General features: G+C 66.5%; 23 protein-coding genes, 1 tRNA gene and 2 pseudogenes. 2 read left to right on the plus strand and 24 right to left on the minus strand.

What is annotated here, in order from left to right; all coding sequences use genetic code 11:
* From ACQ1W9_RS03325 to trmJ, 15 genes are all read right to left on the minus strand, one after another.
* Positions 1-633: a hypothetical protein gene (locus ACQ1W9_RS03325; protein ID WP_431025316.1), complete on the minus strand. Its 633-nt coding sequence runs from the start codon at positions 631-633 to the stop codon at positions 1-3.
* A gap of 144 nt (positions 634-777) precedes the next feature.
* Positions 778-2,184, minus strand: a complete 1,407-nt coding sequence (gene der, locus ACQ1W9_RS03330) for a ribosome biogenesis GTPase Der (RefSeq protein ID WP_346061457.1) — start codon at positions 2,182-2,184, stop codon at positions 778-780.
* A complete protein-coding gene (gene bamB, locus ACQ1W9_RS03335) occupies positions 2,181-3,332 on the minus strand; it encodes an outer membrane protein assembly factor BamB (RefSeq protein WP_431025317.1) in 1,152 nt (383 codons plus the stop codon). Before bamB ends, der begins: the two co-directional genes overlap by 4 nt.
* The gene (locus ACQ1W9_RS03340; protein WP_431025318.1) at positions 3,329-3,988 is read right to left on the minus strand and encodes a YfgM family protein; all 660 of its coding nucleotides are present in this window, start codon (positions 3,986-3,988) and stop codon (positions 3,329-3,331) included. The genes bamB and ACQ1W9_RS03340 overlap by 4 nt, the downstream gene beginning before the upstream one ends.
* Before the next feature lie 33 nt (positions 3,989-4,021).
* On the minus strand, positions 4,022-5,305 hold the full coding sequence (gene hisS / locus ACQ1W9_RS03345; protein ID WP_346061460.1) for a histidine--tRNA ligase: 1,284 nt from the start codon (positions 5,303-5,305) through the stop codon (positions 4,022-4,024).
* A 25-nt stretch (positions 5,306-5,330) separates the two neighbouring features.
* Positions 5,331-6,443: a flavodoxin-dependent (E)-4-hydroxy-3-methylbut-2-enyl-diphosphate synthase gene (gene ispG, locus ACQ1W9_RS03350; protein WP_431025319.1), complete on the minus strand. Its 1,113-nt coding sequence runs from the start codon at positions 6,441-6,443 to the stop codon at positions 5,331-5,333.
* Positions 6,444-6,454: 11 nt separating this feature from the next.
* The gene (locus ACQ1W9_RS03355) at positions 6,455-7,423 is read right to left on the minus strand and encodes a RodZ domain-containing protein (RefSeq protein WP_431025320.1); all 969 of its coding nucleotides are present in this window, start codon (positions 7,421-7,423) and stop codon (positions 6,455-6,457) included.
* 30 nt (positions 7,424-7,453) lie between these two features.
* The gene (gene pilW / locus ACQ1W9_RS03360; RefSeq protein ID WP_431025321.1) at positions 7,454-8,188 is read right to left on the minus strand and encodes a type IV pilus biogenesis/stability protein PilW; all 735 of its coding nucleotides are present in this window, start codon (positions 8,186-8,188) and stop codon (positions 7,454-7,456) included.
* 114 nt (positions 8,189-8,302) lie between these two features.
* Positions 8,303-9,427 carry a 23S rRNA (adenine(2503)-C(2))-methyltransferase RlmN gene (gene rlmN / locus ACQ1W9_RS03365; RefSeq protein WP_431025322.1) on the minus strand — a complete coding sequence of 375 codons (1,125 nt, stop codon included), beginning with the start codon at positions 9,425-9,427 and terminating at the stop codon, positions 8,303-8,305.
* 70 nt (positions 9,428-9,497) lie between these two features.
* Entirely contained in the window at positions 9,498-9,923 is a 426-nt protein-coding gene (gene ndk, locus ACQ1W9_RS03370) for a nucleoside-diphosphate kinase (RefSeq protein ID WP_346061465.1), read from the minus strand.
* A 369-nt stretch (positions 9,924-10,292) separates the two neighbouring features.
* A complete protein-coding gene (locus tag ACQ1W9_RS03375) occupies positions 10,293-10,619 on the minus strand; it encodes a HesB/IscA family protein (RefSeq protein ID WP_431025323.1) in 327 nt (108 codons plus the stop codon).
* A gap of 30 nt (positions 10,620-10,649) precedes the next feature.
* Positions 10,650-11,798 (minus strand): aminotransferase class V-fold PLP-dependent enzyme, encoded by a 1,149-nt coding sequence (locus ACQ1W9_RS03380; protein WP_431025324.1) that lies wholly within the window; start codon positions 11,796-11,798, stop codon positions 10,650-10,652.
* A 37-nt stretch (positions 11,799-11,835) separates the two neighbouring features.
* Positions 11,836-12,306: a Fe-S cluster assembly transcriptional regulator IscR gene (iscR, locus tag ACQ1W9_RS03385; protein WP_431025325.1), complete on the minus strand. Its 471-nt coding sequence runs from the start codon at positions 12,304-12,306 to the stop codon at positions 11,836-11,838.
* Between the two features lie 90 nt (positions 12,307-12,396).
* A complete protein-coding gene (gene cysE, locus ACQ1W9_RS03390) occupies positions 12,397-13,290 on the minus strand; it encodes a serine O-acetyltransferase (protein WP_431026402.1) in 894 nt (297 codons plus the stop codon).
* Positions 13,291-13,381: 91 nt separating this feature from the next.
* Entirely contained in the window at positions 13,382-14,149 is a 768-nt protein-coding gene (trmJ, locus tag ACQ1W9_RS03395; RefSeq protein ID WP_431025326.1) for a tRNA (cytosine(32)/uridine(32)-2'-O)-methyltransferase TrmJ, read from the minus strand.
* Positions 14,150-14,311: 162 nt separating this feature from the next.
* On the opposite strand from trmJ, the gene ACQ1W9_RS03400 reads away from it, so the two are divergent.
* On the plus strand, positions 14,312-15,106 hold the full coding sequence (locus ACQ1W9_RS03400; protein WP_346061470.1) for an inositol monophosphatase family protein: 795 nt from the start codon (positions 14,312-14,314) through the stop codon (positions 15,104-15,106).
* An 88-nt stretch (positions 15,107-15,194) separates the two neighbouring features.
* On the opposite strand, the gene secF is transcribed toward ACQ1W9_RS03400, so the two are convergent.
* From secF to queA, 5 genes are all read right to left on the minus strand, one after another.
* A complete protein-coding gene (gene secF, locus ACQ1W9_RS03405; protein ID WP_346061471.1) occupies positions 15,195-16,118 on the minus strand; it encodes a protein translocase subunit SecF in 924 nt (307 codons plus the stop codon).
* A 9-nt stretch (positions 16,119-16,127) separates the two neighbouring features.
* Positions 16,128-17,978 carry a protein translocase subunit SecD gene (secD, locus tag ACQ1W9_RS03410; protein ID WP_346061472.1) on the minus strand — a complete coding sequence of 617 codons (1,851 nt, stop codon included), beginning with the start codon at positions 17,976-17,978 and terminating at the stop codon, positions 16,128-16,130.
* Positions 17,979-18,060: 82 nt separating this feature from the next.
* Positions 18,061-18,390, minus strand: coding sequence for a preprotein translocase subunit YajC (yajC, locus tag ACQ1W9_RS03415; RefSeq protein ID WP_431025327.1), 330 nt, complete (start codon positions 18,388-18,390; stop codon positions 18,061-18,063).
* A gap of 78 nt (positions 18,391-18,468) precedes the next feature.
* A complete protein-coding gene (gene tgt / locus ACQ1W9_RS03420; protein ID WP_431026403.1) occupies positions 18,469-19,587 on the minus strand; it encodes a tRNA guanosine(34) transglycosylase Tgt in 1,119 nt (372 codons plus the stop codon).
* A gap of 45 nt (positions 19,588-19,632) precedes the next feature.
* Positions 19,633-20,664: a tRNA preQ1(34) S-adenosylmethionine ribosyltransferase-isomerase QueA gene (queA, locus tag ACQ1W9_RS03425; protein WP_431025328.1), complete on the minus strand. Its 1,032-nt coding sequence runs from the start codon at positions 20,662-20,664 to the stop codon at positions 19,633-19,635.
* A 166-nt stretch (positions 20,665-20,830) separates the two neighbouring features.
* Here queA and ACQ1W9_RS03430 point away from each other — a divergent pair.
* Positions 20,831-20,917 (plus strand) — tRNA-Leu (locus ACQ1W9_RS03430).
* Between the two features lie 297 nt (positions 20,918-21,214).
* Here ACQ1W9_RS03430 and ACQ1W9_RS03435 read toward each other — a convergent pair.
* The 4 genes and pseudogenes from ACQ1W9_RS03435 to ACQ1W9_RS03450 all read right to left on the minus strand — a co-directional run.
* A pseudogene (locus ACQ1W9_RS03435) lies at positions 21,215-22,106 on the minus strand (IS3 family transposase); the annotation flags it as partial.
* Between the two features lie 48 nt (positions 22,107-22,154).
* Positions 22,155-23,302 (minus strand): annotated as a pseudogene (locus ACQ1W9_RS03440) (ISL3 family transposase).
* 136 nt (positions 23,303-23,438) lie between these two features.
* Positions 23,439-24,485, minus strand: a complete 1,047-nt coding sequence (locus ACQ1W9_RS03445; protein ID WP_431025329.1) for a DctP family TRAP transporter solute-binding subunit — start codon at positions 24,483-24,485, stop codon at positions 23,439-23,441.
* 30 nt (positions 24,486-24,515) lie between these two features.
* On the minus strand, positions 24,516-25,802 hold the full coding sequence (locus ACQ1W9_RS03450; protein WP_431025330.1) for a TRAP transporter large permease: 1,287 nt from the start codon (positions 25,800-25,802) through the stop codon (positions 24,516-24,518).
* Position 25,803: the final 1 nt, after the last annotated feature.

Genomic DNA, 25,803 nt, shown 5'->3' on the forward strand with positions numbered 1-25,803 from the left:
TTAGCCCTGGGGCGCCCGGGGAGTCAACTCGCCATCCTCGCCCACCGCGAAGCGCAGGGTGGGCGTCCAGAGCCCCGCCGGCAGGGTCATGCCCAGGCCGCGCAGGTCTCCCGGGGTGATCGCCAGCTCGCTGCCGGCGGGCAGCTCCCCCTGGCTGGCGAGTTGGGTGGCCAGCTCGACCATGGGTGCCAGCCGCGAGTCGCCGGCCAGCAGGTCGAAGCCGATGGGCAGGCGCAACTGGCTCGCCTCGCCGCCACCACTGAGGCTGACGCTGTCCCGGTAGTTGCCGCTCAGCGGCGCTATGCCGGGCATCTCCAGGGCCCAGCGGAAGCCCGCCATCTCCACCGCCGGCATGCCGGCGGGCAGGGCCAGGCCCATGGCCAGGGTGGCCTGCACCGGCAGGCTGCCCATGCCCAGGCTGGAGGCGATCAGGCGGGAGATATCGCTGGTGTCCAGGCCTGCCTGGACCCGGTAGGGACCGATCTGCACCTCCTCCACGCCGAGGGAGGTAATGGCCAGGCGGAAGGCGAAGAGGCCGGTCTGGGGCAGGGCCAGGCAGCCCACCAGCAGGGTGGAGAGACACAGCGGCGCCAGCAGGCGCCAGCGGCGGGCGAGAAAGCGAAGCGAGAACATGGTGACCTCCGAAGCGGCAATCGACGCATTTAAGGGTCCGGGGACGGTGGCGTCCAATGCCGTCTTGGCATGGGGCCGGAAACGCCGCCGCCCGGGGCATCCAGGATGCCACCGGGCGGCGGTGAAGCAAGGGCGCGCTCGCGCTCAGCGGCGACTCTTGCGCGCCTCCTTGGTGCGACCCAGTTCGCGCTTCTTGGCCTTCTCCCGGTCGCTGGCGCCGGCATCGGCGTCATAGGGGTTATGGCCGGAGCGGAACTCGAAGCGGATCGGCGTGCCGCGCACCTTGAGCACCTTGCGGAAGGTGTTGGTCAGGTAGCGCTTGTAGGCCTCCGGCAGCGACGCGGTCTGGTTGCCATGGACCACGATGATCGGCGGGTTGGCGCCGCCCTGGTGGGCCATGCGCAGCTTGATGCGCCGCCCGCGCACCAGCGGCGGCTGGTGCTCGCCGACCGCGTCCTGGAGGATGGTGGTCAGGCGATTGGTGGACCAGCGGGTGGTGGAGGAGGCGAAGGCCCGCTCGATGGAGGGGTAGAGGTCGCCCACCCCGGTGCCGTGCAGGGCCGAGATAAAGTGCAGGTCGGCGTAGTCGGCGAAGCCCAGGCGGCGCTTGATCTCGGCGCGCATCTTGTCCTTCTGCTCGCTCTCCAGGCCATCCCACTTGTTGACCGCCAGCACCAGGGCGCGGCCGCTGGAGAGCACATAGTCGAGCAGGTGCAGGTCCTGCTCGACCAGGCCCGAGCGGGCGTCCAGCACCATGACCGCCACATGACACTCCTTGATCGCCTCCAGGGTCTTGATGATGGAGAACTTCTCGGCGATCTCGCGGACGTTCTTGCGGCGCCGGATACCGGCGGTATCCACCAGCACATAGGGCCGGCCGCGGCGCTCGAAGGGGATCTCGATGGCGTCGCGGGTGGTGCCCGCCTCGTCGAAGACCACCACCCGCTCCTCGCCGAGCAGGCGGTTGACCAGGGTCGACTTGCCCACATTGGGGCGGCCGATGACGCCGATGCGGATGCCGTCGTCCCGCTCCGGCACCGCCTCTTCCTCGGGCTGCTCCGGGAAGGGCGAGAGCACCTCCTCGATCAGCCGGCTGACGTTGCGGCCATGGGCGGCGGCGATGGGCCAGGGATCACCGCCCAGGCCCAGCTGCCAGAAGTCGGCCATGGCCGAGTGCTCCTCCAGGCCATCGGTCTTGTTGACCACCAGCCAGGTCTTCTTCTGGTTGACGCGCAGGTGGTTGGCGATGGCCTCGTCGGCCACGTTGAGGCCGGCCCGGGCATCCACCAGGAAGAGCACGATATCGGCCTCGTCGATGGCGGCCAGGGACTGCTCGGCCATGGCCGCATCGATGCCTTCCTCGTCGCCGCTGATGCCGCCGGTGTCGATCACCGTGAACGGCTTGTCGCCGAGGCGTCCGTTACCGTACTTGCGGTCGCGGGTCAGGCCGGGGAAGTCGGCCACCAGCGCGTCCCGCGAGCGGGTCAGCCGGTTGAAGAGGGTCGATTTGCCCACATTGGGGCGGCCGACCAGGGCAATTACAGGGGTCATGGTGTCTCGCGAATGGTCAGGGCTTCGAGTCGCCCGTCGTTGGCCAGCACATGGATCTGGCGGCCCTCGGTGAGGGGGCGCAGCATGATGCCGGAACGGTTGATGCGGGTACGGCCGGCCAGCTCGCCGTCGCGGGCCTCCAGCAGGTGCAGGTAACCCTCGAAGTCACCGAACACCAGCTTGCCGTCGGCGAAGGCCGGGGCGGTGAGCCAGCGCCCCTCCAGGTCCTCGTTGCGCCAGATCGGCTGGCCGTTGAGGGCGTCCAGGGCGAGCACATGGCCGGCCTCGTTGACGGTGAACAGGAAGTCGCCCACCAGCAGCGGGGTCAGGTAGCTGGAGTGGTCGCGTTCCCACATCACCTCGCCGGTGGTGGCCTCCAGGGCCACCAGGCGGCCATTATAGCTGGTCACGTAGAGGCGACCGTCCGGGGTCAGCAGCGGCTGACCGTCCAGGTCGACCAGGCGGGCGATCTCGCTGCGGCCCTGGGGCACGGCGACCCGCAGGTCCCACAGCGGCTGGCCGCTGCGGTTGTCGAGGGTCACCAGGCGGCCGTTGGCGAAACCGGCGAAGGTGACCGGTTCGATCACCTGGGGGGTGCCGGTGCCGCGCAGGGTCAGGGCCGGCTCGTTGGCGGCGTAGACCCAGCGCTCGGCGCCGCTGGCGCGATCCAGGGCGGTGACGCTACCGTCGACGCTCTGCACCACCAGCAGCTGCTGGTTGGGTTGGGGGGCGGCCAGCACCTCGCTGGGCACCCGGGCGCGCCACTCGACGCTGCCGTCGGCCTGGCGCAGGGCCAGTACCTCGCCGTTGCGGGTGCCCAGGTAGAGTTGCCCGGCCACGGCGGTGATGCCGCTGGAGATGGCCTCCCCCAGGTCCTGGCGCCACTCGACGTCGCCGCTATTGGCGTCGATGGCCATCAGGCGACCCTCGGCATCGGCGGCGAACAGGGTATCGCCGTCGCGGGCCGGGCTGATCGGGTAGCTGGCACGGCCCAGGCCGTCGCCGATGCCGCGGCTCCAGTCGGCGCGCAGCTCGCTGCTGGCCTCGAAGGCCTCCAGGGCCTTGGGCGGGTACTGCGGTTCACTCTTGCTGGCACAGCCGGCCAGCAGCGCCAGGGCGGCGCAGGCGATCACCAGGGTCGGTTTCATTGGTCGGCTCCTTCCTGACCGAGGTCATCCAGCTTGAGCTGGACGCCATAGAGGGCCTGGCCATGGCGCTCGGCCAGGCTCAAGGCATCGCGGTAGGCGCGGCGGGCCTCGTCCACCTCGCCCAGGGCCAACTGGGCATCGCCGCGCAGTTCGGCGCGCTGGGCGGCCAGGGACTCGCCCAGCTCACTACCCAGGGTCTCCAGGGCGGCCTGGGGCTCGTCATCGGCCAGTTGCAGGCGGGCCAGGCGCAGCCGCGCCAGGTCGCCCACATAGGCATCATCGCTGCCCTGCACCAGGTCGCCGAGCACGGCACGGGCGGCGACCCGATCGCCGGCCTCCACCGCCAGGCGCGCCTCGATCAGCCGCGACAGGTCGGCGTAGAGGGTGCGGCCATGGTTATCGGTGATCTCGTCCACCAGGCGCTGGGCCTCGGCCAGGCCGGCCTCGTCGAGAGTCGACTGGGAGGCCAGGCCGATCAGCTGCTGATAGCGCAGGGAAGCGGCCTCCGCCTGGTTGGCCTGGTAGCCCTGCCAGGCATTCCAGCCGAGCAGGCCGGCGGCGGCCAGCACCACGCCGGCCACCAGCGCCATGCCGTTGTCCTTCCACCAGCGCTTGAGGGCTTCTACCTGCTCTTCTTCGGTTCTCAGCTCCGCCACGGGCGGTCTCCTTGTCGATCGATATGTCGCGGGTCAGGGGGCGAGCAGTTCCGGCAGGGCCTGGGCCAGGCTATCCCGGTCCAGGCTCTGCTGGTCGCGCTCCTCGCGCAGGAACTTGACGGTCACACGGCCTTCGGCCAGCTCGTCCTCGCCGAGCAGCAGGGCCAGGCGCGCCCCGCTCTTGTCGGCCTTCTTGATCTGGCTCTTGAAGCTGCCGCCGCCGCAGTGCGCCTGCAGGCGCAGCCGGGGCAGGGCGCTACGCAGTTCCTCGCCGAGCAGCAGGGCGGCGTGGGAGGCGGCCTCGCCCATGCCCAGCAGGTAGAGGTCGAGGCCCGGCTGGGCCTCGGCGGGCATCAGTTCCAGGGTCTCGAGCAGCAGGATCAGGCGCTCGATGCCCATGGCGAAGCCCACCGCCGGGGTCGGCTTGCCGCCCAGCTGCTCCACCAGGCCGTCGTAGCGGCCGCCGGCACAGACGGTGCCCTGGCTGCCGAGTGCCCTGGTGGTCCACTCGAAGACGGTACGCGAGTAGTAATCCAGGCCGCGCACCAGGCGCGGATTGATCACATAGTCGATGCCGGCACCATCGAGCAGGGCGGTCAAGGCCTCGAAGTGCGCCTGGGACTCGGCATCCAGGTGATCCATCAGCCGCGGCGCGGCGTCCAGCATGGCCGCCATGTCCGGGTTCTTGGAGTCGAGGATGCGCAGCGGGTTGCTGCTCAGGCGACGCAGGGAGTCCTCGTCGAGCAGCTCGCGATGCGCCTCGAAGTAGGCCACCAGGGTGTCACGATAGGCGGCGCGGGCTTCCAGGGAGCCCAGGGAGTTGAGCTCCAGGGTGACGTGCTCCATCAGCCCCAGTTCCTGCCACAACCGGGCGGTGAGCAGGATCAGCTCGGCGTCCACGTCGGGCCCCTCGAAGCCGAAGGTCTCGACCCCGACCTGATGGAACTGGCGGTAGCGGCCCTTCTGGGGGCGCTCGTGGCGGAACATCGGGCCCTGGTACCAGAGGCGCTGGGTCTGGTTATGCAGCAGGCCATGCTCCATGGCGGCACGCACGCAGCTCGCCGTGCCCTCGGGGCGCAGGGTCAGGCTGTCGCCGTTGCGGTCCTCGAAGGTGTACATCTCCTTCTCGACGATGTCGGTGACCTCGCCGATGGAGCGCGCAAACAGGGCGGTCTGCTCGACGATGGGGGTGCGGATCTCGGCATAGCCGTAGCGCCGCATCAGGTCACGCACCTTGCCCTCGAAGTACTGCCACAGCGGGGACTGCTCCGGCAGCAGGTCGTTCATGCCACGGATGGCCTGGATCTTCTTGCTCAACATTGACTCCTTGATGGGGGCGCCCTCAGCCGCGGGCGATCGTATCCTTTTCGGCGGCTTCCTTCTCGCGCACCTTGGTGCGGATCAGCGCCTCCAGCTCGTCGACCAGGTTGTCGTTGCGCAGCTTGCTGGCCGGCTTGCCATCGATATAGACGAGGTTGGCGGGGCTGCCGCCGGTGAGGCCGATATCGCTCTCCTTGGCCTCGCCGGGTCCGTTGACCACGCAGCCGATCACCGAGACGTCCAGCGGGGTCATGATGTCCTCGAGGCGCTCCTCCAGGGCATTCATGGTGCCGATGACGTCGAAATTCTGCCGCGAGCAGCTGGGGCAGGCGATGAAATTGATGCCCTTGGCGCGCAGGCGCAGGCTCTTGAGCATGTCATAGCCGACCTTGATCTCCTCCACCGGATCGGCGGCCAGCGACACCCGGATGGTGTCGCCGATGCCGTCCATCAGCAGCAGGCCCAGGCCGATGGAAGACTTGACGGTGCCGGAGCGCAGCCCCCCCGCCTCGGTGATCCCCAGGTGCAGGGGCTGTTCGATGCGCCCCGCTAGGTCACGGTAGGCGGCCACCGCCATAAAGACGTCGCTGGCCTTGACGCTGACCTTGTACTCCTGGAAATCGAGGCGATCCAGGTGATCGATATGGCGCATGGCGGACTCCACCAGCGCCGCCGGGGTCGGCTCGCCGTACTTCTTCTGCAGGTCCTTCTCCAGCGAGCCGGCATTGACGCCGATACGGATCGGGATGCCGTTGTCCCGGGCCGCGGAGACCACGGCGCGCACGCGATCCTCGCGGCCGATATTGCCGGGGTTGATGCGCAGGCAGTCGACGCCGAGTTCGGCGACCCGCAGGGCGATCTTGTAATCGAAGTGGATATCCGCCACCAGCGGTACCGCCACCTGCCGCTTGATCTGGCCGAAGGCCTCGGCGGCGTCCATGTCGGGCACCGAGACCCGCACGATGTCGGCGCCGGCGGCCTCCAGGCGCTGGATCTGGTCCACGGTAGCGGCCACGTCCAGGGTGTTGGTGTTGGTCATGCTCTGCACCGAGATGGGCGCATCGCCTCCCACGGGCACCTGACCCACATGAATCTGGCGCGACTGACGACGGATGATCGGAGATTGGGCGTGCATAGGACTAAGGGTCATTCTCCCAGGGTGAAGCGCGCGACGTTATTGGCGCCGGCGCGGGCACCGAGATCGATGGACTCGCCGCGGTAGCGCAGCTCGACGCCGGTGGCGTTGCCGATGGTCAGACGGAAGGGCGGCTCGCCCTCCACGCTGGCGGTCTGCCCCGGCTCCTGCAGGCCGATCAGGATGCGCTGGTTGCCGGCGTCGAAGATCTCGGTCCAGGACTGTTCGTTGAAGGTCAGCTCCAGGCGCCGCGGATCCGCGGCGACCGGGGCGGCCTCTTCCTCGTCGGCGGGCTCGTCGGCCGCCTCGGCGATGGGGGGCGCGGCATCGGCCTCGTCGGCCACGCTGGCCTCATCATCGGCTGGGGTGGTGTCGCTCTCGGGAGCGACCTCCGGGGGCGTCGCCTCGATGCGGGGCGCCTCGATGGCGGGGGCCTCGGGCTCGGGGCCCTGGTCGGTGGCCACCTGGCTGGACCAGTCACGGCTGGGCTCGCCGGCCGGGGTGCCATCCAGGCTATCCACCGCCACCGGGCTATCGTCCTCGAGCCCGGCCAGCTCGTTGCCGCCGCGGCTCTGCCACCACAGCAGGGTGAGGCCGATCAGGCCGGCGATCACCAGCAGGGTGACCAGCTTGAAGAGCCAGGCACCGAGCCGCGACGGCGGCTTGGTGACCTGCACCGGGGTCACCGGGCGCTCCGCCTCCTGGCTGCCGTGGCGGGCATTGTAGGCGGCGATCACCGGGCCATCGTCGATGCCCAGGAAGCGGGCATAGGCGCGCAGGTAGCCGCGCCGGTAAGCGGAGACGGGCACCTCGCCGTAGTCGTCCTCTTCCAGGCCGCCGATCACCGCCGGGCGCAGGTTGATGGCCGCGGCGACTTGCTCCAGGGAGAGGCCCTGTCGCTCCCGTTCGGCCTTGAGCAGGGTGCCGGGAGAGTCGCTGGTGGATACCGCATCGGTTGAGGGGGCGTGCATGTCGCTCATGACTGAGCATCCTTGATCGAGAGTCGGGGGTCAGAGGGTGCCATGAGGACGCAGCGGCAGATTCGATGACGAGGTGTCGCCGCCCCGGGCGGCGCTGATCTGGTTGGCCAGGCGCTGGCTGTCGGGGGTGGCGCCGGCCAGGCGCATAAAGACCTGCAGCTGCTCCCAGGCACGCGAATAATTTCCCTGGGCGTACTCGAGTTCGGCCAGCAGGTAATAGCTGCGCGGGGCGCGGGCGTCGATGGACTGGGCGCGCTCCAGGCTCTGGCGCGCCGCCGCGACGTCGCCGATCTCCTGCTGACATTGGCCCAGGTTGGCGAACAGCTGGGCGCGATTATTGTACTGGGTATCCCGGGAGGCCTGCTCCAACTGCTCGCAAGCTTCGCGGGTGCGGCCGCGATCATAGAGGAAGGCCGCATAGTTGTTGCGCGCCCGGGTAAAGCCGGGGTCGTTGCTCAGGGCGCGCTGGAAGAACTCGTCGGCCAGGCGCGTCTCGCCCTGGCGTTGATAGACGATGGCCATGGCCTGCAAGGCCTCGCCGTCGCCTGGATCCGCCTCCAGGGCGTGATCCAGGGCGGCCATGGCCCGCGGCAGGTTGTTGCGCTCCAGGTAGCCCAGCCCCAGTTCGGTATAGGCCTCGACGGGGGAGGTGCTGGACTGCTGCACCGCCTGACCGGCGCAGCCCGCCACGCCCAGGCTGGTGGCCAGCAGCAGGGGAAGGGCCAGGCGGCGTGGGGTTCGGGTCTGGATGGAGCGACGGGTCATCGAATCCTCGCATGACGACGGGGTTGAGGCGCCGGCCGAGAACCGGGCCAAGGCCTTGATAAAAGCCTCACCATCAAAGCGCCCCGACCGGTTGAAGTCAAGGTGGCCGACGGCTCAGTCGGCGTCGATCTGGATCGACTGGATATAGCGTTCGTGGCGCTTGGTGCGATCCTTCACCCGTCCCACCAGCTGGCCGCAGGCGGCATCGATATCGTCGCCGCGGGTGGTGCGGATCGGTGCCGTATAGCCCAGTTCAAAGAGCCACTGCTGGAAGCGCATCACCTGGTTGCGGGACGGCTTCTCGTAGCCCGAATGGGGGAAGGGGTTGAAGGGAATCAGGTTGATCTTGCAGGGCAGCTCCTCGAGCAGCTCGGCGAGCTGCCTGGCATGTTCCTGCTGGTCGTTGACGTCCTTGATCACCGTGTACTCGATGGTGACCATGCGGGTGTCGTCGCACTTGCTCAGGTAACGCTGGCAGGCGTCGAGCAGGGTACGAATATTGTACTTGCGGTTGAGCGGCACCAGCTCGTTGCGCAGCTCGTCGTTGGCGGCGTGCAGCGAGATGGCCAGGCTCACGTCGAGCTCGTCGCCGAGCCGGTCGATCATCGGCACCACCCCGGAGGTGGAGAGGGTGACGCGGCGCTTGGAGAGGCCGTAGCCGTTGTCGTCGAGCATCAGCTTCATGGCCGGCACGACGTTGTCGTAATTGAGCAGCGGCTCGCCCATGCCCATCATCACCACATTGGTGACCGGGCGATTGGCGGTATCCCGGCGCGGGCCCACGCTGCGCTGGGCGACCCACACCTGGCCGATGATCTCGGCGGCGGTAAGGTTGCGCTGGAAGCCCTGCTTGCCGGTGGAGCAGAAGCTGCAATCCAGCGAGCAGCCGACCTGGGAAGAGACGCACAGGGTGCGGCGCTTGCCGTTCTCGGCGGGAATCAGCACCGTCTCCACATAGCTGCCGTCCTCCACTTCCAGCACCCACTTGCGGGTGCCGTCGCTGGAGGTGCCCTCATAGACCACGCCGGGGCCACGGATCTCGGCCACCTCATGGAGCTTGGCGCGCAGCGGCTTGGAGAGGTTGGTCATGGCCTCGAAGTCGTCGCAGCCTTCGATATGGATCCACTTCATCACCTGGGCGGCGCGGAATTTCTTCTCGCCCAGCGATACGAAGAAGGCTTCCAGCGCCTCGCGGGTCATGCCGAGCAGGTTGGTACGTTGGGGCGTGGTAGTGGTCATGGCGATCAGCGAGTCGGAGAAGGGAAAACGGCATGGGAGGCGGGAGCAGCGCTCCCGCCCGGGGCCTGGATCAGCGCGGGCAAATCTCGCTGTCCTGGAAGAAGTACGCGATCTCGCGCGCGGCGGACTCGGCGGAGTCGGAGCCATGCACGGCATTGGCGTCGATGGTCTCGGCGAAGTCGGCGCGGATGGTGCCCGGGGCGGCTTCCTTGGGGTTGGTGGCCCCCATCAGGTCACGGTTCTTGGCGATGGCGTCTTCGCCTTCCAGCACTTGCACGACCACCGGGCCGGAGGTCATGAAGCCGACCAGATCCTTGAAGAAGGGGCGCTCCTTGTGCTCGGCGTAGAAACCGCCGGCCTTGTCGTCGTCCAGCTTGAGCATCTTGGCGGCGACGACCCGGAGGCCGGCCTTCTCGAAGCGGGCGATGATCTCGCCGATGGCGTTCTTGGCGACGGCGTCGGGCTTGATGATGGACAGGGTGCGTTCGATAGCCATGGGGCGTGTCTCCGTAATGGAATGGACAGGGTCTTCAGGATGACGAGGCGCCGCCGGGCTCTGGGGAAGAGCCGGCGGCGCCTCGGGCAAGTGGTTCGGCGGCGGGTGGCCGCGGGGCGAGCCGAAAAGGCGCCGAATGGGCGCGCATTATAGCGGCTTATCGACCGCCGGGACAATCGGCGCCGGTAGAGTTCCTTGTGCGCGCCGCCTCCGTTGAGGCTCGGGGCTATCCTGGGGATAGCCACTACGCGAAGACGCTGTGACCCCCTCCCTGGGCGCTCGACTTTTTCGTCCCTGAAAAAGACGCTTCGCTCCGGACTATCCTCAGCGCCCCTTAGCCATTCCAGCGAAGCAGCTTGGGTCTTTGGTTCAGACGGTAAAGCTTTCGCCGCAGCCGCACTGGTCCTTGACGTTGGGGTTATTGAAGCGGAAGAAGCGGTTCAGCCCTTCGTTGACGTAGTCCACCTCGCTGCCGTCGAGCATCTCCAGGGCCTCGGGGGCCACATAGACGGTGGCGCCATGGGCCTCGAAGGCCACGTCATCGGCCTCGGCCTCGTCGGCGAAGTCGAGCACATAGCTGTAGCCGGAACAGCCGCTGGGCTTGACCGAGACGCGCAGGCCCAGGCCCTGACCGCGTTCGTCGAGGACGCGGTGGATCTGTTCGGCGGCGGCGGGAGTGATCGAGAGTTGCGCCATGGGACTTGCCTCCTGCAAGGGAAGTGGGGGTCAGCGGCGTAGCCGGGTCAGGGCGTGGCGGATCTCCGCCAGGGCCTGGTCGATCTCGGCCTCGGTGGTGAAACGACCGAAGCTGAAGCGTAGCGACGCCAGGGCCCGGGCCCGGGGTACGCCGATGCCCTGCAATACATAGGATGGCTCTACGCTGGCGGAGTTGCAGGCGGAGCCGGTGGAGATGGCCAGGTTGCGCAGGGCCATCAGCAGCGACTCGCCATCCACGCCGTCGAAGGCCAGGTTGACGATATTGGGGACGGCGGCCTCCAGGCGGGTGTTGGCATGGATGCCGTCCAGGTCGGCGAGGCCGGCCAGGAAGCGTTCGCGCAGCGCGGCGATGTGAGCCTGGTCCGCTTCGCCCTCCGACTGGGCCAGGGCAAAGGCCTCGCCCATGCCGACGATCTGGTGGGTGGCCAGGGTGCCGGAGCGCATGCCGCGCTCGTGGCCGCCGCCGTGGATCAGCGCCTCCAGGCGAATCTCGGGGCTGCGCTTCACATAGAGGACACCGACGCCCTTGGGACCATAGACCTTGTGGGCGGAGAGCGACATCAGGTCGATGCCCTGGGCCGCCACGTCCAGGGGCAGCTTGCCGGCGGCCTGGACGGCGTCCACATGGAAGACGGCGCCATGGGCGTGGGTCACCTCGGCCAGGGCCGCCAGGTCATGGATCACCCCCAGCTCGTTGTTGACCGCCATCAGCGAGACCAGTTGGGTGTCGTCACGCAGCGCCTCGGCGAGTTGCTCCGGGGTGATGCGGCCGTCGGTCCCCGGGCTCAGCCAGGTCACCTCGAAGCCCTCGGCCTCCAGGGCCTTGGCGGTATCGACGATGGCCTTGTGCTCGATGGTCGAGGTCACCAGATGGCGGCCGCGCTCACGGTTGGCGCGCATGAAACCGATCAGCGCCAGGTTGTCCGCCTCGGTGGCGCCGCTGGTCCAGACGATCTCGCGGGGATCGGCGTTGATCAGGTCGGCGACCTGGCGGCGCGCGCCCTCCACCGCCTGTTCCGCCAGCCAGCCCGGCATATGGCTGCGCGAGGCCGGATTGGCGAAGGTGCCGTCCAGGGTCAGGTGGCGGCTCATGGCCTCGGCGACCCGGGGGTCGACCGGGGTGGTGGCGGCATAATCGAGGTAGATGGGGGCGCTCATGGGCTGAATCGGGACTCGCTGAAGAAAACGGGGCCACTCAGGGCGTGGAAGTGGCGATGGTGCCGTCGGTATGGCGCAGCCGCTGGCGTTGTGCCACCCGCTGGACCTCCTGGCGGGCGATCAGGTCGGCCAGGGTGATGCCATCCAGGAAGCCATGAATCTGTCGGGAGAGCTCGCACCACAGGTGATGGGTGAGGCAGACATCGCCCTGCTGGCAGTCGGAGAGGCCCTGGCAGCGGGTCGCATCCACCGATTCGTCCACCGCATCGATGACCCGGGCCACGGTGATCGCCTCCGGGGCCATCGCCAGCAGGTAGCCGCCGCCGGGGCCGCGCACGCTCTTGACCAGTTGGGCGCGGCGCAGCCGGGCGAAGAGCTGCTCCAGGTAGGAGAGCGAGATCTCCTGGCGGCGCGAGATATCGGCCAGGCTGGTGGGTTCGCGGCTCGCGTTCATCGCCAGGTCGAGCATGGCGGTGACCGCATAACGTCCTTTGGTGGTCAGGCGCATAGTGGAGGCACGCTTGGTCGCGGCACCAATGGCGACGCCGCGAGTGGCTGTCGGCCCACCATTATGGGGAAGCCCCAGCAGGAGGGTCAACTATTCCCCGGTGCCGGTGGCCTTGTCGTCGGACGGGTTGGGGCGCGCCTGACGCGGCGATGGGTCGGCCTCCGCCGGTGGGCAGCAGCCGTCCATGTCGTCGAGGATCTCGGCGAAGTCCTCGTCGCGCAGCTCCGGCAGCTTGCCTTCCCGGTAGCTGGCGTCGAGCTTGCGCAGGGTGGAGCACATCCGCTCGATGCGTTCGTCCACCGCATGCATATGGTCGAGCATGGCCTGCATGGAGCGGGCCATGGGGTCGGGCATGTCCTGGCTGACCCCGTAGGCGTCGAAGCCGAACTTCTTGCGGATCGCCTCGCGACGCTCCGGATCGAAGTTGGGCACCTCTTCCATGTCCGGCTCGTCACGCTTGACGATCTTGCCGGGAATGCCGACCACGGTGGCGCCGGCGGGCACCGCCTTGGTGACCACCGCATTGGAGCCGACCTTGGCCTCGGCGCCGACGGTGAAGGGGCCGAGGATCTTGGCCCCGGCGCCGACGATGACGCCATCCTCCAGGGTGGGGTGGCGCTTGCCCTTGTTCCAGCTGGTGCCGCCGAGGGTGACGCCCTGGTAGAGGGTCACGTCGTCGCCGACCTCGGCGGTCTCGCCGATCACCACCCCCATGCCGTGATCGATAAAGAAGCGCCGGCCGATTCGCGCGCCGGGGTGGATCTCCACGCCGGTGAGCCAGCGCGAGAAGCTCGAGAGGGTCCGCGCCAGCCACTTGAGGTTCTTGTTCCACAGCCAGTGGGCCAGGCGATGCAGCAGCAGGGCATGCAGGCCGGGGTAGTTGGTCAGCACTTCCAGGAAGTTGCGCGCCGCCGGGTCGCGGGCGAACACGCTGTTGATATCTTCTCGCAGGCGTTGAAACATGCGGTGATCCTTGGTGGCGATGGTGGCCACTCCCGAGGGAGCGGCAACGCGGAGACGGCCTCGACCGGTGGGTAGAGCTATGCCTTCATAGTGGGGGCCCTGACCACGGCCTTCAACCCTCGCGGCGCCGCGCCGCCTCGGCCTGCTTCTCGGTGGCGCTGAGGATGCCGCGCAGGATATTCACCTCCATGCTGTCGGGGCGGGCGCGCATCATCAGGCGGCGCAGCCGGGCCATCAGCTGGCGCGGGGTGGCCGGATCATGGAAGCCGATGGTGATCAGGGTGCGCTCCAGGTGCTCGAAGTAGCGCTCCAGGTCGGCATGGCTGGCCGGCGGGGCGCTCTCGGCCATGCCCATGGGCGGCAGGGCGTCGTCGTCCTGCTGTTGATCGAGCCAGGCCAGGCGACACTCGTAGGCCAGCACCTGGACCGCGGTGGCCAGGTTCAGGGAACTGAAGTCCGGGTTGGCGGGAATATGCACATGGGCATGGCAGCGCTGCAGCTCGGCATTGGAGAGGCCGCTGTCCTCGCGGCCGAAGACCAGGGCGAGGCGCGCCTCGGGGGCGGCCAGCTCCTCGGGGAGGCGTTCGCCCAACTGGCGGGGGCTGATCATCGGCCAGGGCAGGGTGCGCGAGCGGGCGCTGGCGCCCACCACCAGGGTGCAGTCGGCCACCGCCGCCTCCAGGGTCTCGACGACCCGGGCCTTGTGCACCAGGTGGTCGGCGCCCGAGGCCCGGGAGACGCTGTCGGCGGTGAGTACCTCGCAGCGTGGCGCCACCAGGGCCAGGTCGGCCAGCCCCATGTTGTGCATGGCGCGGGCGGTGCCGCCGATATTGCCGGGGTGGCTGGTGCCGATCAGCACGATACGGATGCGCTCTAGCATGGGGAATACCTGGGGCTGCTGAATCCAAGGGGGCAGAGTTTAGCATGTCGACAGGTGCCGTGTGCGTGGCGCAATCGGTGGGTATCTGCTAGGATTCGCGCCGTTATCTGTCGACGCCATGCGTCCGTTCTTTAACAGTCACCGACTCCTCAAGGCCCGATCATGCATCCGATGGTCCAATTCGGCCTGCGCGCTGCCCGTAGCGCCGCCGAACAGTTTCTGCGTATCCGTGAGCGCATCGAAAACGCCCACGAAGAACACAACCTCGACCGGCTGCTGGAAGATACCGCCCGCAATGCCGAGACCCTGATCACCCGCCAGCTCGCCCGGGGCTATCCCGAGCACGGCGTGGCCGGCCGCTACACCCCGTACCGCGAGGGACAGGGCGAGGGGCGTGACTATCACTGGCAGATCGAACCCTTCCACGGCTACTCCAACCTCAGCGTGGCCGGTCGCGGTTTCGCGCTCTCCCTGGTGTGCCTGCACAAGGGCCGCCCGGAGCATGCGATCGTTATCTGCCCCTTCAGCGATGACGAATACCTGGCCAGCCGCGGCCGGGGGGCCCAGCACAACGGCAAGCGTATCCGCGTGCCCAAGGCGTCCGCCATCGAGGGCAGCCGCCTGGCCCTGGGCCTGCCCGAGCTGTGGCAGCGCACCCGCCACTTCCCCGCCTACCTGACCCTGGCCCAGCGCCTGGGCCCCCAGGTGGAAGTCCAGCTGGCCAGCGGCAGCGGCCTGCTGGACATGGCCGAGCTGGCCGCCGGCCGCGCCGATATGGTCTTCGTGCTGGGCCTCGAGGAGCAGGACAAGCTGGCCGGCAGCCTGCTGCTCAAGGAAGCCGGGGCGCTGATCGGCTCCCTGGACGGCGCCCCCAGCGTGCCCACCGAGGGGCAGCTGATGGCCGCCAACCCGCGGCTCTTCAAGGCGCTGATGCAGCAGCTTAAGCCGCACTTCTAAGCGCCGAGCCACAAGCGCCAAGCACCAAGAAAAAACCCCCGCCGGTGATGCCGGCGGGGGTTTTCTGGTTCTGCCTTGCTTGCCGCGGTCAGGGCAGCTCCTCGGCCTCCGGGTCTTCCTTCTTGGCCGGGATCAGGTCCTCGCGGTTGAGCTTCACCGCCAGCAGCAGGGCCGCGGACACATAGATGGAGGAGAAGGTGCCCACCACGATGCCCAGGATCAGGGCGATGGAGAAGTAGTGGATCATGTCGCCGCCGAGCAGCAGCAGCGCCAGCAGCACCAGCAGGGTGGTGCCGGAGGTGGCCAGCGTCCGCGACAGGGTCAGGTTGATCGCCTCGTTGAAGATCGCCGGCATATCGTCGATGCGCGAGGTGCGGATCGTCTCGCGGATGCGGTCATAGACGACGATGGTGTCGTTCAGCGAGTAGCCGATCACCGCCAGCAGCGCCGCCAGCACGGTCAGGTCGAACTCCCACTGGAACAGCGCGAAGGCGCCCACCACGATAATGACGTCGTGGATCAGCGCCAGCAGGGCGCCGATGGCGAACTTGTACTGGAAGCGGAAGGCCACGTAGAGCATCACGATGCCGAGTGCCACCAGCAGGCCCAGGCCGCTCTGGTCGCGCAGCTGGTCGCCCACCTGGGCGCCGACGAACTCGGCGCGTACCAGGTCGACACCGACGCCACCCTCGCGGAGCAGGGCCACCACCTGATCGCCGACATTGGGATCGAAGGCCTGCTGCAGGCGGATCAGCACCTCGGTGGAGGCGCCGAAGGTCTGCACCGAGACATCGCGGAAGCCGGCGGCCTCCAGGGTCTGGCGCACCGTGTCCAGGGTCGGGGCCACGGCGTAGCGTACCTCCACCAGGGTGCCGCCGGTGAAGTCGAGGCCCAGATTGAGCTGCTGGAACAGCAGCGCGACGATCGACACCAGCAGCATCACGCCGGAGATCGCGAAGGCGACCCGGCGCTTGCCCATGAAGTCGAACTGGCGATTGACTAGGGTTTTCATGGTCACCTCTTAGATCCGGAGCGTCTTCAGCGGCTTGCCGCCATGGGTCAGGTTGACCATGGCGCGGGTCACCAGCAGGGCCGTGAACATCGAGGTCAGGATCCCCAGTGACAGGGTCACGGCGAAGCCCTTGACCGGACCGGTGCCGATGGAGAACAGGATCACCGCCACCAGCAGGGTGGTGATATTGGCATCGATGATGGAGGTGAAGGCACGCTCATAGCCGGCGTGGATCGCCTGCTGCACCGACAGGCCGCCGCGTAGCTCCTCGCGTATCCGCTCGAAGATCAAGACATTGGCGTCCACCGCCATGCCCAGGGTCAGCACGATACCGGCGATGCCGGGCAGGGTCAGGGTGGCGCCCAGCAGCGACATGGCGGCCACCAGCAGCATCAGGTTGATGGCCAGGGCCAGGTTGGCGATGATGCCGAACACCTTGTAGCGGATCAGCATGAACAGCACCACCAGCAGCAGGCCGATCATCACCGACATCACCCCGCGGTCGATGTTGTCCTGCCCCAGGCTCGGCCCGATGGTGCGCTCCTGGACGAAGTAGATCGGCGCCGCCAGGGAGCCGGAGCGCAGCAGCAGGGCCAGTTCCGCCGCCTCGGTGGGGGAATCGAGGCCGGTGATGCGGAAGCTGTTGCCCAGCGCGCTCTGGATGGTGGCCAGGCTGATCAGGCCGCGCTCGGTGTAGGGGTCGCGGACCACCACCTCTTCGCCGTCCTCCATCACCACCCGATCGCGGGTCTTGTGCTCGATAAAGAGCACCGCCATGTTGCGGCCGATATTGGTGCGGGTGGCGCGGTTCATCAGGGTGCCGCCGGTGCCGTCCAGGTTGATATTGACCTGGGGGCGGCCGCTCTCGTCGAAGCTGCGGCTGGCGCTGGAGACGCTGTCACCGGTGATGATGACGTCGCGCATCAGATCGGCGCTGCGCGACTCATCATTGCGGAAGGCGAAGCGCTCGGTCTCGGCATCCGGGGTGTCCGGGCGCGCCTCGAGGCGGAACTCCAGGTTGGCGGTGGCGCCCACCACCCGCTTGGCGGCGGCGGTATCCTGCACGCCGGGCAGCTCCACCACGATGCGGTTGGGGCCCTGGCGCTGCACCATGGGCTCGGCCACCCCCAGCTCGTTCACCCGGTTGCGCAGGGTGGTCAGGTTCTGGTTGATGGCGTAGTCCTGGATCTCGTTGACCGCCTGATCGGTGAGGCGCATGGCCAAGGCCGCGCCGCGGCCGTTGCCGAGGTTCTCGTAATCGAAGTCGGGAAACTCGCGGCTGATCAACCGGCGGGCGGTATCGCGATCCTCTTCGTCGATAAACGACAGGGTCAGGGTGCGCTCCTCGATCTCGGTGCCGCGATAGCGGATGCGCTCGTCGCGCAGCAGTTCGCGCATGGCGCTGGCGTTGACCTCGAGACGCTGGGTCAGGGCCGCCTCCATGTCCACCTCGAGCAGGAAGTGCACGCCGCCGCGCAGGTCCAGGCCCAGGGTCATGGGCGAGGCGGCCAGGTTGGAGAGCCAGGCGGGGGTGGATTCGGCCAGGTTGATGGCCACCACCTGGTCGTCGTCCACCAGGCCGGAGATGATCTCTCGGGCGGGCAGCTGATCGTCGGCGTGCAGCAGGCGGATCAGGGTGGTATCGCCGCTCTGTTCACTGGCCTTGACGGCGATGCCGGCCTCGTCCAGGGCGCGTTCGATGCGGGTCAGTTGACGCTCGTCGAGGGCGATATCGCTGCGGGCGCTGCTGATCTGGACGGCGGGGTCTTCCGGATAGAGGTTGGGAAGGGCGTAGATCAGGCCGACGAGAAGAACCAGAAGTATAAGGAGATACTTCCACAGGGGGTAACGGTTGAGCATGCAAGCCCTGCCTTGTTGCTAACGCAAGAAATGGCGGATGCCGGGCGGGGGAAACCGCCCGGCGCGGCCGGGCGGTCGAGGATCAGATGGACTTGATGGTGCCCTTGGGCAGCACCGCCGCGACGGCGTTCTTCTGCACATTGACCTCGGTGCCGTCGGCGACTTCCAGGCTGATGAACTCGTCGCTCACCTTGGTGACGCGGCCCACCAGGCCACCACCGATGACGATCTCATCGCCCTTGGCGAGGCCGCCGATCAGTTGCTTGTGCTGCTTGGCCCGCTTGGCCTGGGGACGCCACAGCAGGAAGTAGAAGATCAGCACGAAGCCGACCAGCATCACGATCTGGGCGATACCGCCACCCGCAGCGCCGCCGCCTTCGGCATGGGCCGGAGCGATAAGGAAATCCAGCATGGGTCAGTGTCTCCTGGACAGGTTGGAAATCGTATGCCGCGGGGAGTTCCCGCGGCGGGGGCAAGCTGCGCCGCCGGGTTATTGCGGTGCCTCGGGGACCGGCAGCCCCCGGCGCGCATAGTAGTCTTCCACGAAGTTCGCCAATGTACCCGCTTCGATAGCCCCGCGCAAACCGGCCATCAGGCGCTGATAGTGGCGCAAGTTATGGATCGTATTGAGCATTGAGCCGAGCATCTCGCCGCAGCGATCCAGGTGATGCAGGTAGGCCCGGGAGAAGTGCTGGCAGGTGTAGCAGTCGCAGTCCGCTTCCAGGGGGCGGGTGTCGTGGCGGTGCTTGGCGTTGCGGATCTTGACCGTGCCCTCGAAGGTGAAGAGGTGGCCGTTGCGGGCGTTGCGGGTGGGCATCACGCAGTCGAACATGTCGACGCCGCGACGCACCCCCTCGACCAGGTCCTCCGGCTTGCCCACCCCCATCAGGTAGCGGGGCTTGTCCTCCGGCATCCAGGTGGGCAGATAGTCGAGGACCTCGATCATCGCCTCCTTGGGCTCGCCCACCGAGAGGCCGCCGATGGCCAGGCCATCGAAGCCGATCTCCAGCAGGCCATCCAGGGAGCGGCGGCGCAGCTCCGGGTACATGCCGCCCTGGATGATGCCGAACAGCGCCGAGGGGGAGTCGCCATGGGCGTCCCGGGAGCGCTTGGCCCAACGCAGCGAGCGCTCCATGGACAGCTCGGCCTCCCGCTCGGTGGCCGGGTAGGGGGTGCATTCGTCGAAGATCATCACCACGTCCGAGCCCAGGGAGCGCTGCACCGCCATGGACTCCTCGGGGCCCATGAAGACCTTGGCGCCATCCACCGGCGAGCGGAAGTGCACGCCCTCCTCGGTGATCTTGCGCATTTCGCCGAGGGAGAAGACCTGGAAGCCGCCGGAGTCGGTGAGGATCGGCTTGTCCCACTGGGCGAAATCGTGGAGGTCGCCGTGGGCCTCGATCACCTCGGTGCCGGGGCGCAGCCAGAGATGAAAGGTGTTGCCGAGGATGATCTCGGCGCCGATCTCCTTCACCGAGGCCGGGGTCATGCCCTTGACGGTGCCGTAGGTGCCCACCGGCATAAAGGCCGGGGTCTCCACGGTGCCACGGGGGAAGGTCAGGCGGCCACGCCGCGCCCGGCCATCGCTGGCCAGGTGCTCGAAGGTCATGAAACAGTCGTTACGCATGGGAATCTCGACTCGAAAACAAGGGGCTCAGCGCGTCTTGCGGGTGAGGAACATGGCATCGCCATAGCTGAAGAAGGCATAGCGCTCCTGCACCGCCTCCCGGTAGGCCGCCATCACCTGGTCATAGCCGGCGAAGGAGGAGACCAGCATCAGCAGGGTCGACTCCGGCAGGTGGAAGTTGGTGATCAGGGCATCCACGCAGCGCCACTCATAGCCGGGATAGATAAAGATATCGGTGTCGCCCTGCAGCGGGGTGATCTCGCCGCCGGCGCTGGCGCTCTCCAGGCAGCGCACGCTGGTGGTGCCCACGGCGATCACCCGGCGGTCGGCGGCGCGGGCGGCGCGGACCCGCTCGCAGACCGTCTCGTTCACCTCCACCCACTCGCTGTGCATCTGGTGCTCGCGGATATCGTCGGCGCGCACCGGCTGGAAGGTGCCGGCCCCCACATGCAGGGTGACGAAGGCGCTCTCCACGCCCTTCTCGGCGAGGCGATCGAGCAGCGGCTCGTCGAAGTGCAGCCCCGCGGTGGGGGCGGCCACGGCGCCGTCGCGGCGGGCATAGATGGTCTGGTAGCGGTCGCGGTCACTGAGCTCGTCGTCGCGGGTGATATAGGGTGGCAGGGGCATATGACCGTGGCGCTCGAGCAGCTCGATCATCGGCGTCTCGCCGAGGAAGCGCAGCTCGAACAGCGCCTCGCGCCGCCCCTCCACCACCGCCCGGATACCGCCCTCGAAGTGCAGCTCGGTGCCCGGCTTGGGCGACTTGCTGGCGCGCAGATGGGCCAGGCCGCGGTGGGCGTCCAGGGGACGCTCCAGCAGCATCTCCACCTTGCCGCCGCTGGCCTTGTGGCCGTGCAGGCGGGCGGGAATCACCCGGGTGTCGTTGAACACCAGCAGGTCGCCGGGCGCCAGCATCTCGAGCAGGTCGGGGAAACGGCGATGAGCCAGCTCGCCGCTGTCGCCATCCACGCACAGCAGGCGACAGTCGCTGCGCTGCTCGGAGGGATAACGGGCGATCAGCTCCTCGGGGAGCTCATAGTGAAAGTCGGCGCGCTGCATGGCGGTTCGGGCTCGTTCGGCTCGGTGGCAGGGGAGTGAAACTCGGGCGCCGGGCGCCCGGAAAAAAAACGCGCCCTAGGATACCCTGTCCAGACCGCCAAGTCAGGCCGCCCGATGCATATCGCGATTGACCTGCCCCGCCGGCCACGTATAATGCCACGCCGTTGCCGGTGTGGCGGAATTGGTAGACGCAGCGGATTCAAAATCCGCCGGGTGCAAGCCCTTGTCGGTTCGAGTCCGACCACCGGTACCATTCAGATCAATGATTTACCCACCTTCTTTGCTTGATCCCCTCTCACGGCTTATCATCCAATAGCGCTCCCATATTGGGACGGTTATTGGGACAAATCTGAATGCCGAGAAAAGCCCGTGAGCTATCTGCGATCGAGGTGAGGCGCCCCACCGCTCCCGGACGCTATGCGGTGGGTGGTGCCGATGCCCTATTCCTGCTCCTGCGGGTCACCCCCTCCGGCAGTCGGTCCTGGGTGCTGCGCTACCCTACCGGCGAAAAATGCCACTCTGCGAACGGCATGATCTGGTGGACACCGGCTTAAGCGATCACGACAACCTCTGGGCTGATCATCCCGATGGCCCTGTGCCGGCGTTGCCGGTTGTAGTCCAGTTCAATGTACTCGAATACTTGCCGTCGCATGGCCTCCCGAGTCGTGAAGTGTTCGCCATGGACCGCTTCGACCTTGAGGCTGTGGAAGAAGCTCTCGGCACAGGCGTTGTCATAGCAGTTGCCCTTGGCGCTCATGCTGCGCTGGAGGTCGTGCCGGGTTAGCAGCGATTGATACAGGGTCGAGCAATACTGGCTACCGCGATCCGAATGCACGATCACCCCGGTAGGCATCTTGCGGCTCCACAGCGCCATTTGTAAGGTATCACCGACCAGCTCGGCGGTCATTCGCTCGCTCATCGCCCAGCCGATCACCTTGCGGGACTACAGGTCAATCAGCACCGCCAGGTAGAGCCAGCCCTCTCCAGTCGCCAGGTAGGTGATGTCACCCACCCACTTCCGGTTCGGTGCGTCAGCGGTGAAGTCTTTCTCCAGGAGGTTGGGTGCCACCGGCAGCGTGTGACGCGAGTTCGTGGTGGCCTTGTACTTGCGCGCCGCCTTGGCATGTCACCCCTGCCGCTGAGGGCTGGCGGCGACCGTTTTCCGGTTCACCGGCAGGCCATCATCACGTAGGACCAAGGCCGGCCTGGGGGCGCCTGAACGCCCCTTATGATGGTGATAGGCCTGGGCCACACTGGTCGAGAATCGACTGCTGACGGCGCCTGGGTGACAGCGTGCCATCACGTTGTCGCCAGGCGTAGTAATCGTTGCGGGCGACGCCGAGCACTGCGCACATGCGTTGAATGCTGAATGCCCGACGATGTTGGTGGATGAAGGCGTAATTCACTTCAGGCTCTTGGCGAAGTACACCGCGGCTTTTTTTGGTTCATCGCACTTTGCTGGGAAACGCGGCACGGATCTTCAGGAAGAATTACGCCGTGTCGCGGTACCCGTAGGCCATTCGCTTAATGACCTTGATTCGGTTTTTCATGCTCTCCAGCACACTGGTATTCAGCCGGTGCCGAGCACTGGACAGGATCCCTTCGAGGTAGGGGGCCAGCCGTTTGGCGAAGCGTCCCAGCGCCTCAATGCCGCTACCCATGGCCATGTCGTACCACGCTTGCCAGGCGTGTCGGGCGGCGGCCTCGCCGTCGGCAAACCACAGAGTCTTCAACTGGTCCTTGAGCAGATACGCCGTGGTCAATGACGCATTGGCGGCTAGCAGCTCCTCCAGCTTCACCGCCTGCTCAGGTTTGAGGCTGTCGGCGTTGCGCAGCAGCCAGCGACTGCCCTTGATCACCTTGCGAGCGGCCTTGTCATCGCGCAGCTGGTTGGCCTGATCGACGCGCACCCGATCCATCTCTTCTCGGCCGTACTTGGCCACCACATGGAAGCGGTCGTAAACCACCTCGGCATTCGGGCACTTGAGCCTTAACTTCGAGATCAAAGGCCGAATTCATGTCCATGGCGACGGCCTCGATCTGTTCCCGTGCATCACCCAGCCACTCGAAAAACGGGCGGATCGCGTCGCGGGAGCGTCCTTCGCCGATCCATACCACCTGCTGGGTGCCGGCGCAGGCAACCACCGTGGCGTAGCGCTGTCCCTTATGCAGGGCGAACTCGTCCATCATCATCAGGCGCCGCAATCGAGTCGGATCCGGTGCTGGCAGATCGCGTTGCAGGCGCTGCTTATCGATAGTCTTGACGGTATGCCAGTGCAGGCTGGCCAGCTCCGCAACATGTTGAACCGGCAGCAAGCTCCACCCACTGACGTAGAGTGGTGGTGACCGGCGAGCGCCCCGGCAACCAGTCAATGCGTTCCCGTGTCGGGCCACAGATCGGACAGCGCAGGCGTCGTACCGTGACCTCCAACTACACCCGGTAGATCAGCAGCGGCGCCTCGCGGACGCGCCGGCGATGCACGTCGTGCACCAGGAAACAGGCATGATCGCAGCCGCTGCAGACCGGCGGGATTCGGTCATCAGGCTCCAGCTGAAACCGCAGCGTCTGAGGATCCAGGAACTCGTGGTGGGTGACGGTGAAGCCTTTCCAGAACAGGTAGAGCGGGGTAGCACCCATGGCAACGGCGGTGTCCGTAGGCTGGTGTTTTGGCGAATTTCAGCTTACTCGGATTTACCGCCGTTTCTCTATTCCGTCCCCTCAAGCCCTGCCTGCTTCACGCTAATCCGTGATGAACTTCTCTTAAGGAATAGTGCTAATTGCTAGAGTGAAATTCGATCTCGCTCATCATACTGTCGAGAAGGGCAATGCCTTTTTCCCCATATTGCTCTTCAATAACCTCACGAACTGCAGGCTGGCTGGTTTCAATGAACTCTTCACGGGCCTCTTGGCTAAGCGTATTGATTTCCATGCCTTCTTCCAACTTCGGAAGTCCCTTGTCGGACGCCTCAATGATTCGCGACATGGACCGTCCGACATCGACGGCTATCTCCGAGGCCCAGTCGATGACCTCTTGATGCTCTGCCGGCAGGTTGGCGTAGAAGTCTTCATTGATCAGCCACACATAGGGGGTGATCAGGTGATTGCTGATGGTGAGGTAGTCCTGTACCTCTTCGAAGTTGGCGAAGGAGGTCTGCTGGATCGGGTTCATCTGGCCGTCGGCGACGCCGGTCTGAAGCGCCGTATAGACCTCGGACCACGCCAGCGGTGTCGCCCGCGCACCCAGGGCATTCGTCATGGCCTCGTGGGTCGCGAGGGTCATGGTGCGGATACGCAGGCCGTCCATGTCCTCAATGGACTCGATGGGACGCTGTGAGTTAGTAAACTGGAAGAAGCCACCACTGTCCATCAGCCCGATAACCTTGAGGCCTGAGGTTTCCTCTTCGAGGTCGGTTGCCAGTTGCTGGCCAAAGTCACTGGACAGGTCGATAACGTCGGTGGCCACCCCAATGTTGGGAAAGGCGAACGGAATGTCGAAGATGCCGATTCGCGGATAGTGCTCGGCCACGCCACCTGCAGAGGAAATCGACGACTCGACGATCCCCTGGCTGACCTGGTTGATGGCGTTGGCGTCATCCCCCAACTGCCCCGACGGGTATCCCTCGACCTTGATTTCGCCATCGGTGGCCGTTTCCACAAGCTGCTTGAAGACAGCCACCATGGCAGCGGAATGGCTGCCGGTGGGGTCGGGCGGATTCAAGTGAGCGATGCGCAGGGTAGTGGCTGCTTGAGCGGATAGGCTGCTGGCCATTGTCATGGTGAGGGTGGCAGCGGCAAGAATCTTGAGTTTGTTGTTAGTCATGTGTACTCCTTGGTAGGTCAAGCGTCTGGGCTAGCCTGCTAGCCCGAGGATCCGAGGGATGAACAGTGAGATCGACGGCCAGTAGGCGGTGACGACCAACACCAGGAGCTGTGCCAGGATAAATGGCCACAGCGATCGCGTGATAGCCTCGATGCGTTCTCCTGTTACCGAGGCCAAGACGAACAGACAGGCGCCGACAGGGGGCGTCATCAGAGAAATGGTCAGTGAGAGGATGATGATCATGCCAGCATGCACCGGCTCAAGGCCGATGGCGAGCGACAGCGGCGCCAGTACAGGGGCCAGGATGATGAGCGCGGCATTGATGTCCATGAAGAGGCCGATGAACAGCAGCAAGGCCAGTATCATGCCGACGATAACAGCGGGATCTTCAGAGATGGATAGGAAGCCATCGGCGATCAGCTGAGGGATCTGGTTGAAGGTCATCCACCAGCCGAGTATCGACGCCGAGGCAATGATCAGGAAGATGACACCAGTGATCAGGGCCGTGCGCGCTAGCATGTCATACAGATCTTTCCAGCTGATATTGCGATACACCACGCAGCCTACGAAGAGGGCATAGAAGACGGCCAAGGCGGCGGCCTCGGTGGGCGTGGTGATACCCGTCAGGATGGCGCCGAGAATGAAGACCGGCAGGATCAGGGCGAGGATGCTGTAGCGGAACTCCCGCAGGATGCGCGCCAGGCTGGGGCCGCGGTCATCCTTGGGCAGCTTGAGCCGGCGCGCGGTTGCCGCGATCAGGCACATGCACACCAGGCAAAGCAGCAGTCCGGGGATGATCCCGGCAGCAAACAGGCCGGCGATGGAGACCCCCATCAGAGAGCCGTAGATGATGGCCAGGGTGGAAGGCGGGATGATCGGGCCGATGATGGACCCCGCCGCCGTGACGGCACAGGCGTAGGGGCCGCTGTAACCAGCCTTCTTCATGGCGGGGACCAGGGTGTTGCCAAAGGCCGCGGCATCGGCCGTGGCCGAACCGGTCAGGCCCGCGAACATCACCGATGCCACCATGTTGGAGTGAGCCATGCCGCCCCGCAGCCAGCCGACCAGGGCCTGGGCGAAACTCACCAGGTTCATGGTCAGGCCCGAGCGGTTCATGATCTCACCGGCCAAGATGAAAAACGGCATGGCGAGGAAGGGGAAGAGGTTGAGTCCTGAGAAGAATCGGTCGGGCACCATTGCCAGGAAGTGGCCGCCCCCCATGTCCAGGATGCCGACCATGCCGGCCACGCCGAGCACGATGCCTACCGGCATGCCCAAGAGTAGGAGACCGAAGAAAGCGGTTGCGACAATAACCATC

Origin of the sequence: Halomonas sp. H5 (assembly GCF_050613175.1) — a bacterium.
GTDB lineage: Bacteria > Pseudomonadota > Gammaproteobacteria > Pseudomonadales > Halomonadaceae > Bisbaumannia > Bisbaumannia salifodinae.

Coding starts and splice junctions, on each gene's coding strand:
- ndk (WP_346061465.1), bottom strand. CDS start 9,923: ATGGCTATCGAACGCACCCTGTCCATCATCAAGCCCGACGCCGTCGCC.
- tgt (WP_431026403.1), bottom strand. CDS start 19,587: ATGACCTTCGAGCACCTGGCCAGCGATGGCCGGGCGCGGCGTGGCCGC.
- ACQ1W9_RS03375 (WP_431025323.1), bottom strand. CDS start 10,619: ATGGCGCAACTCTCGATCACTCCCGCCGCCGCCGAACAGATCCACCGC.
- ACQ1W9_RS03400 (WP_346061470.1), top strand. CDS start 14,312: ATGCATCCGATGGTCCAATTCGGCCTGCGCGCTGCCCGTAGCGCCGCC.
- iscR (WP_431025325.1), bottom strand. CDS start 12,306: ATGCGCCTGACCACCAAAGGACGTTATGCGGTCACCGCCATGCTCGAC.
- rlmN (WP_431025322.1), bottom strand. CDS start 9,427: ATGACCACTACCACGCCCCAACGTACCAACCTGCTCGGCATGACCCGC.
- secD (WP_346061472.1), bottom strand. CDS start 17,978: ATGCTCAACCGTTACCCCCTGTGGAAGTATCTCCTTATACTTCTGGTT.
- trmJ (WP_431025326.1), bottom strand. CDS start 14,149: ATGCTAGAGCGCATCCGTATCGTGCTGATCGGCACCAGCCACCCCGGC.
- yajC (WP_431025327.1), bottom strand. CDS start 18,390: ATGCTGGATTTCCTTATCGCTCCGGCCCATGCCGAAGGCGGCGGCGCT.
- ispG (WP_431025319.1), bottom strand. CDS start 6,443: ATGCACGCCCAATCTCCGATCATCCGTCGTCAGTCGCGCCAGATTCAT.
- ACQ1W9_RS03325 (WP_431025316.1), bottom strand. CDS start 633: ATGTTCTCGCTTCGCTTTCTCGCCCGCCGCTGGCGCCTGCTGGCGCCG.
- bamB (WP_431025317.1), bottom strand. CDS start 3,332: ATGAAACCGACCCTGGTGATCGCCTGCGCCGCCCTGGCGCTGCTGGCC.
- pilW (WP_431025321.1), bottom strand. CDS start 8,188: ATGACCCGTCGCTCCATCCAGACCCGAACCCCACGCCGCCTGGCCCTT.
- ACQ1W9_RS03445 (WP_431025329.1), bottom strand. CDS start 24,485: ATGACTAACAACAAACTCAAGATTCTTGCCGCTGCCACCCTCACCATG.
- ACQ1W9_RS03450 (WP_431025330.1), bottom strand. CDS start 25,802: ATGGTTATTGTCGCAACCGCTTTCTTCGGTCTCCTACTCTTGGGCATG.
- ACQ1W9_RS03355 (WP_431025320.1), bottom strand. CDS start 7,423: ATGAGCGACATGCACGCCCCCTCAACCGATGCGGTATCCACCAGCGAC.
- secF (WP_346061471.1), bottom strand. CDS start 16,118: ATGAAAACCCTAGTCAATCGCCAGTTCGACTTCATGGGCAAGCGCCGG.
- queA (WP_431025328.1), bottom strand. CDS start 20,664: ATGCAGCGCGCCGACTTTCACTATGAGCTCCCCGAGGAGCTGATCGCC.
- der (WP_346061457.1), bottom strand. CDS start 2,184: ATGACCCCTGTAATTGCCCTGGTCGGCCGCCCCAATGTGGGCAAATCG.
- ACQ1W9_RS03380 (WP_431025324.1), bottom strand. CDS start 11,798: ATGAGCGCCCCCATCTACCTCGATTATGCCGCCACCACCCCGGTCGAC.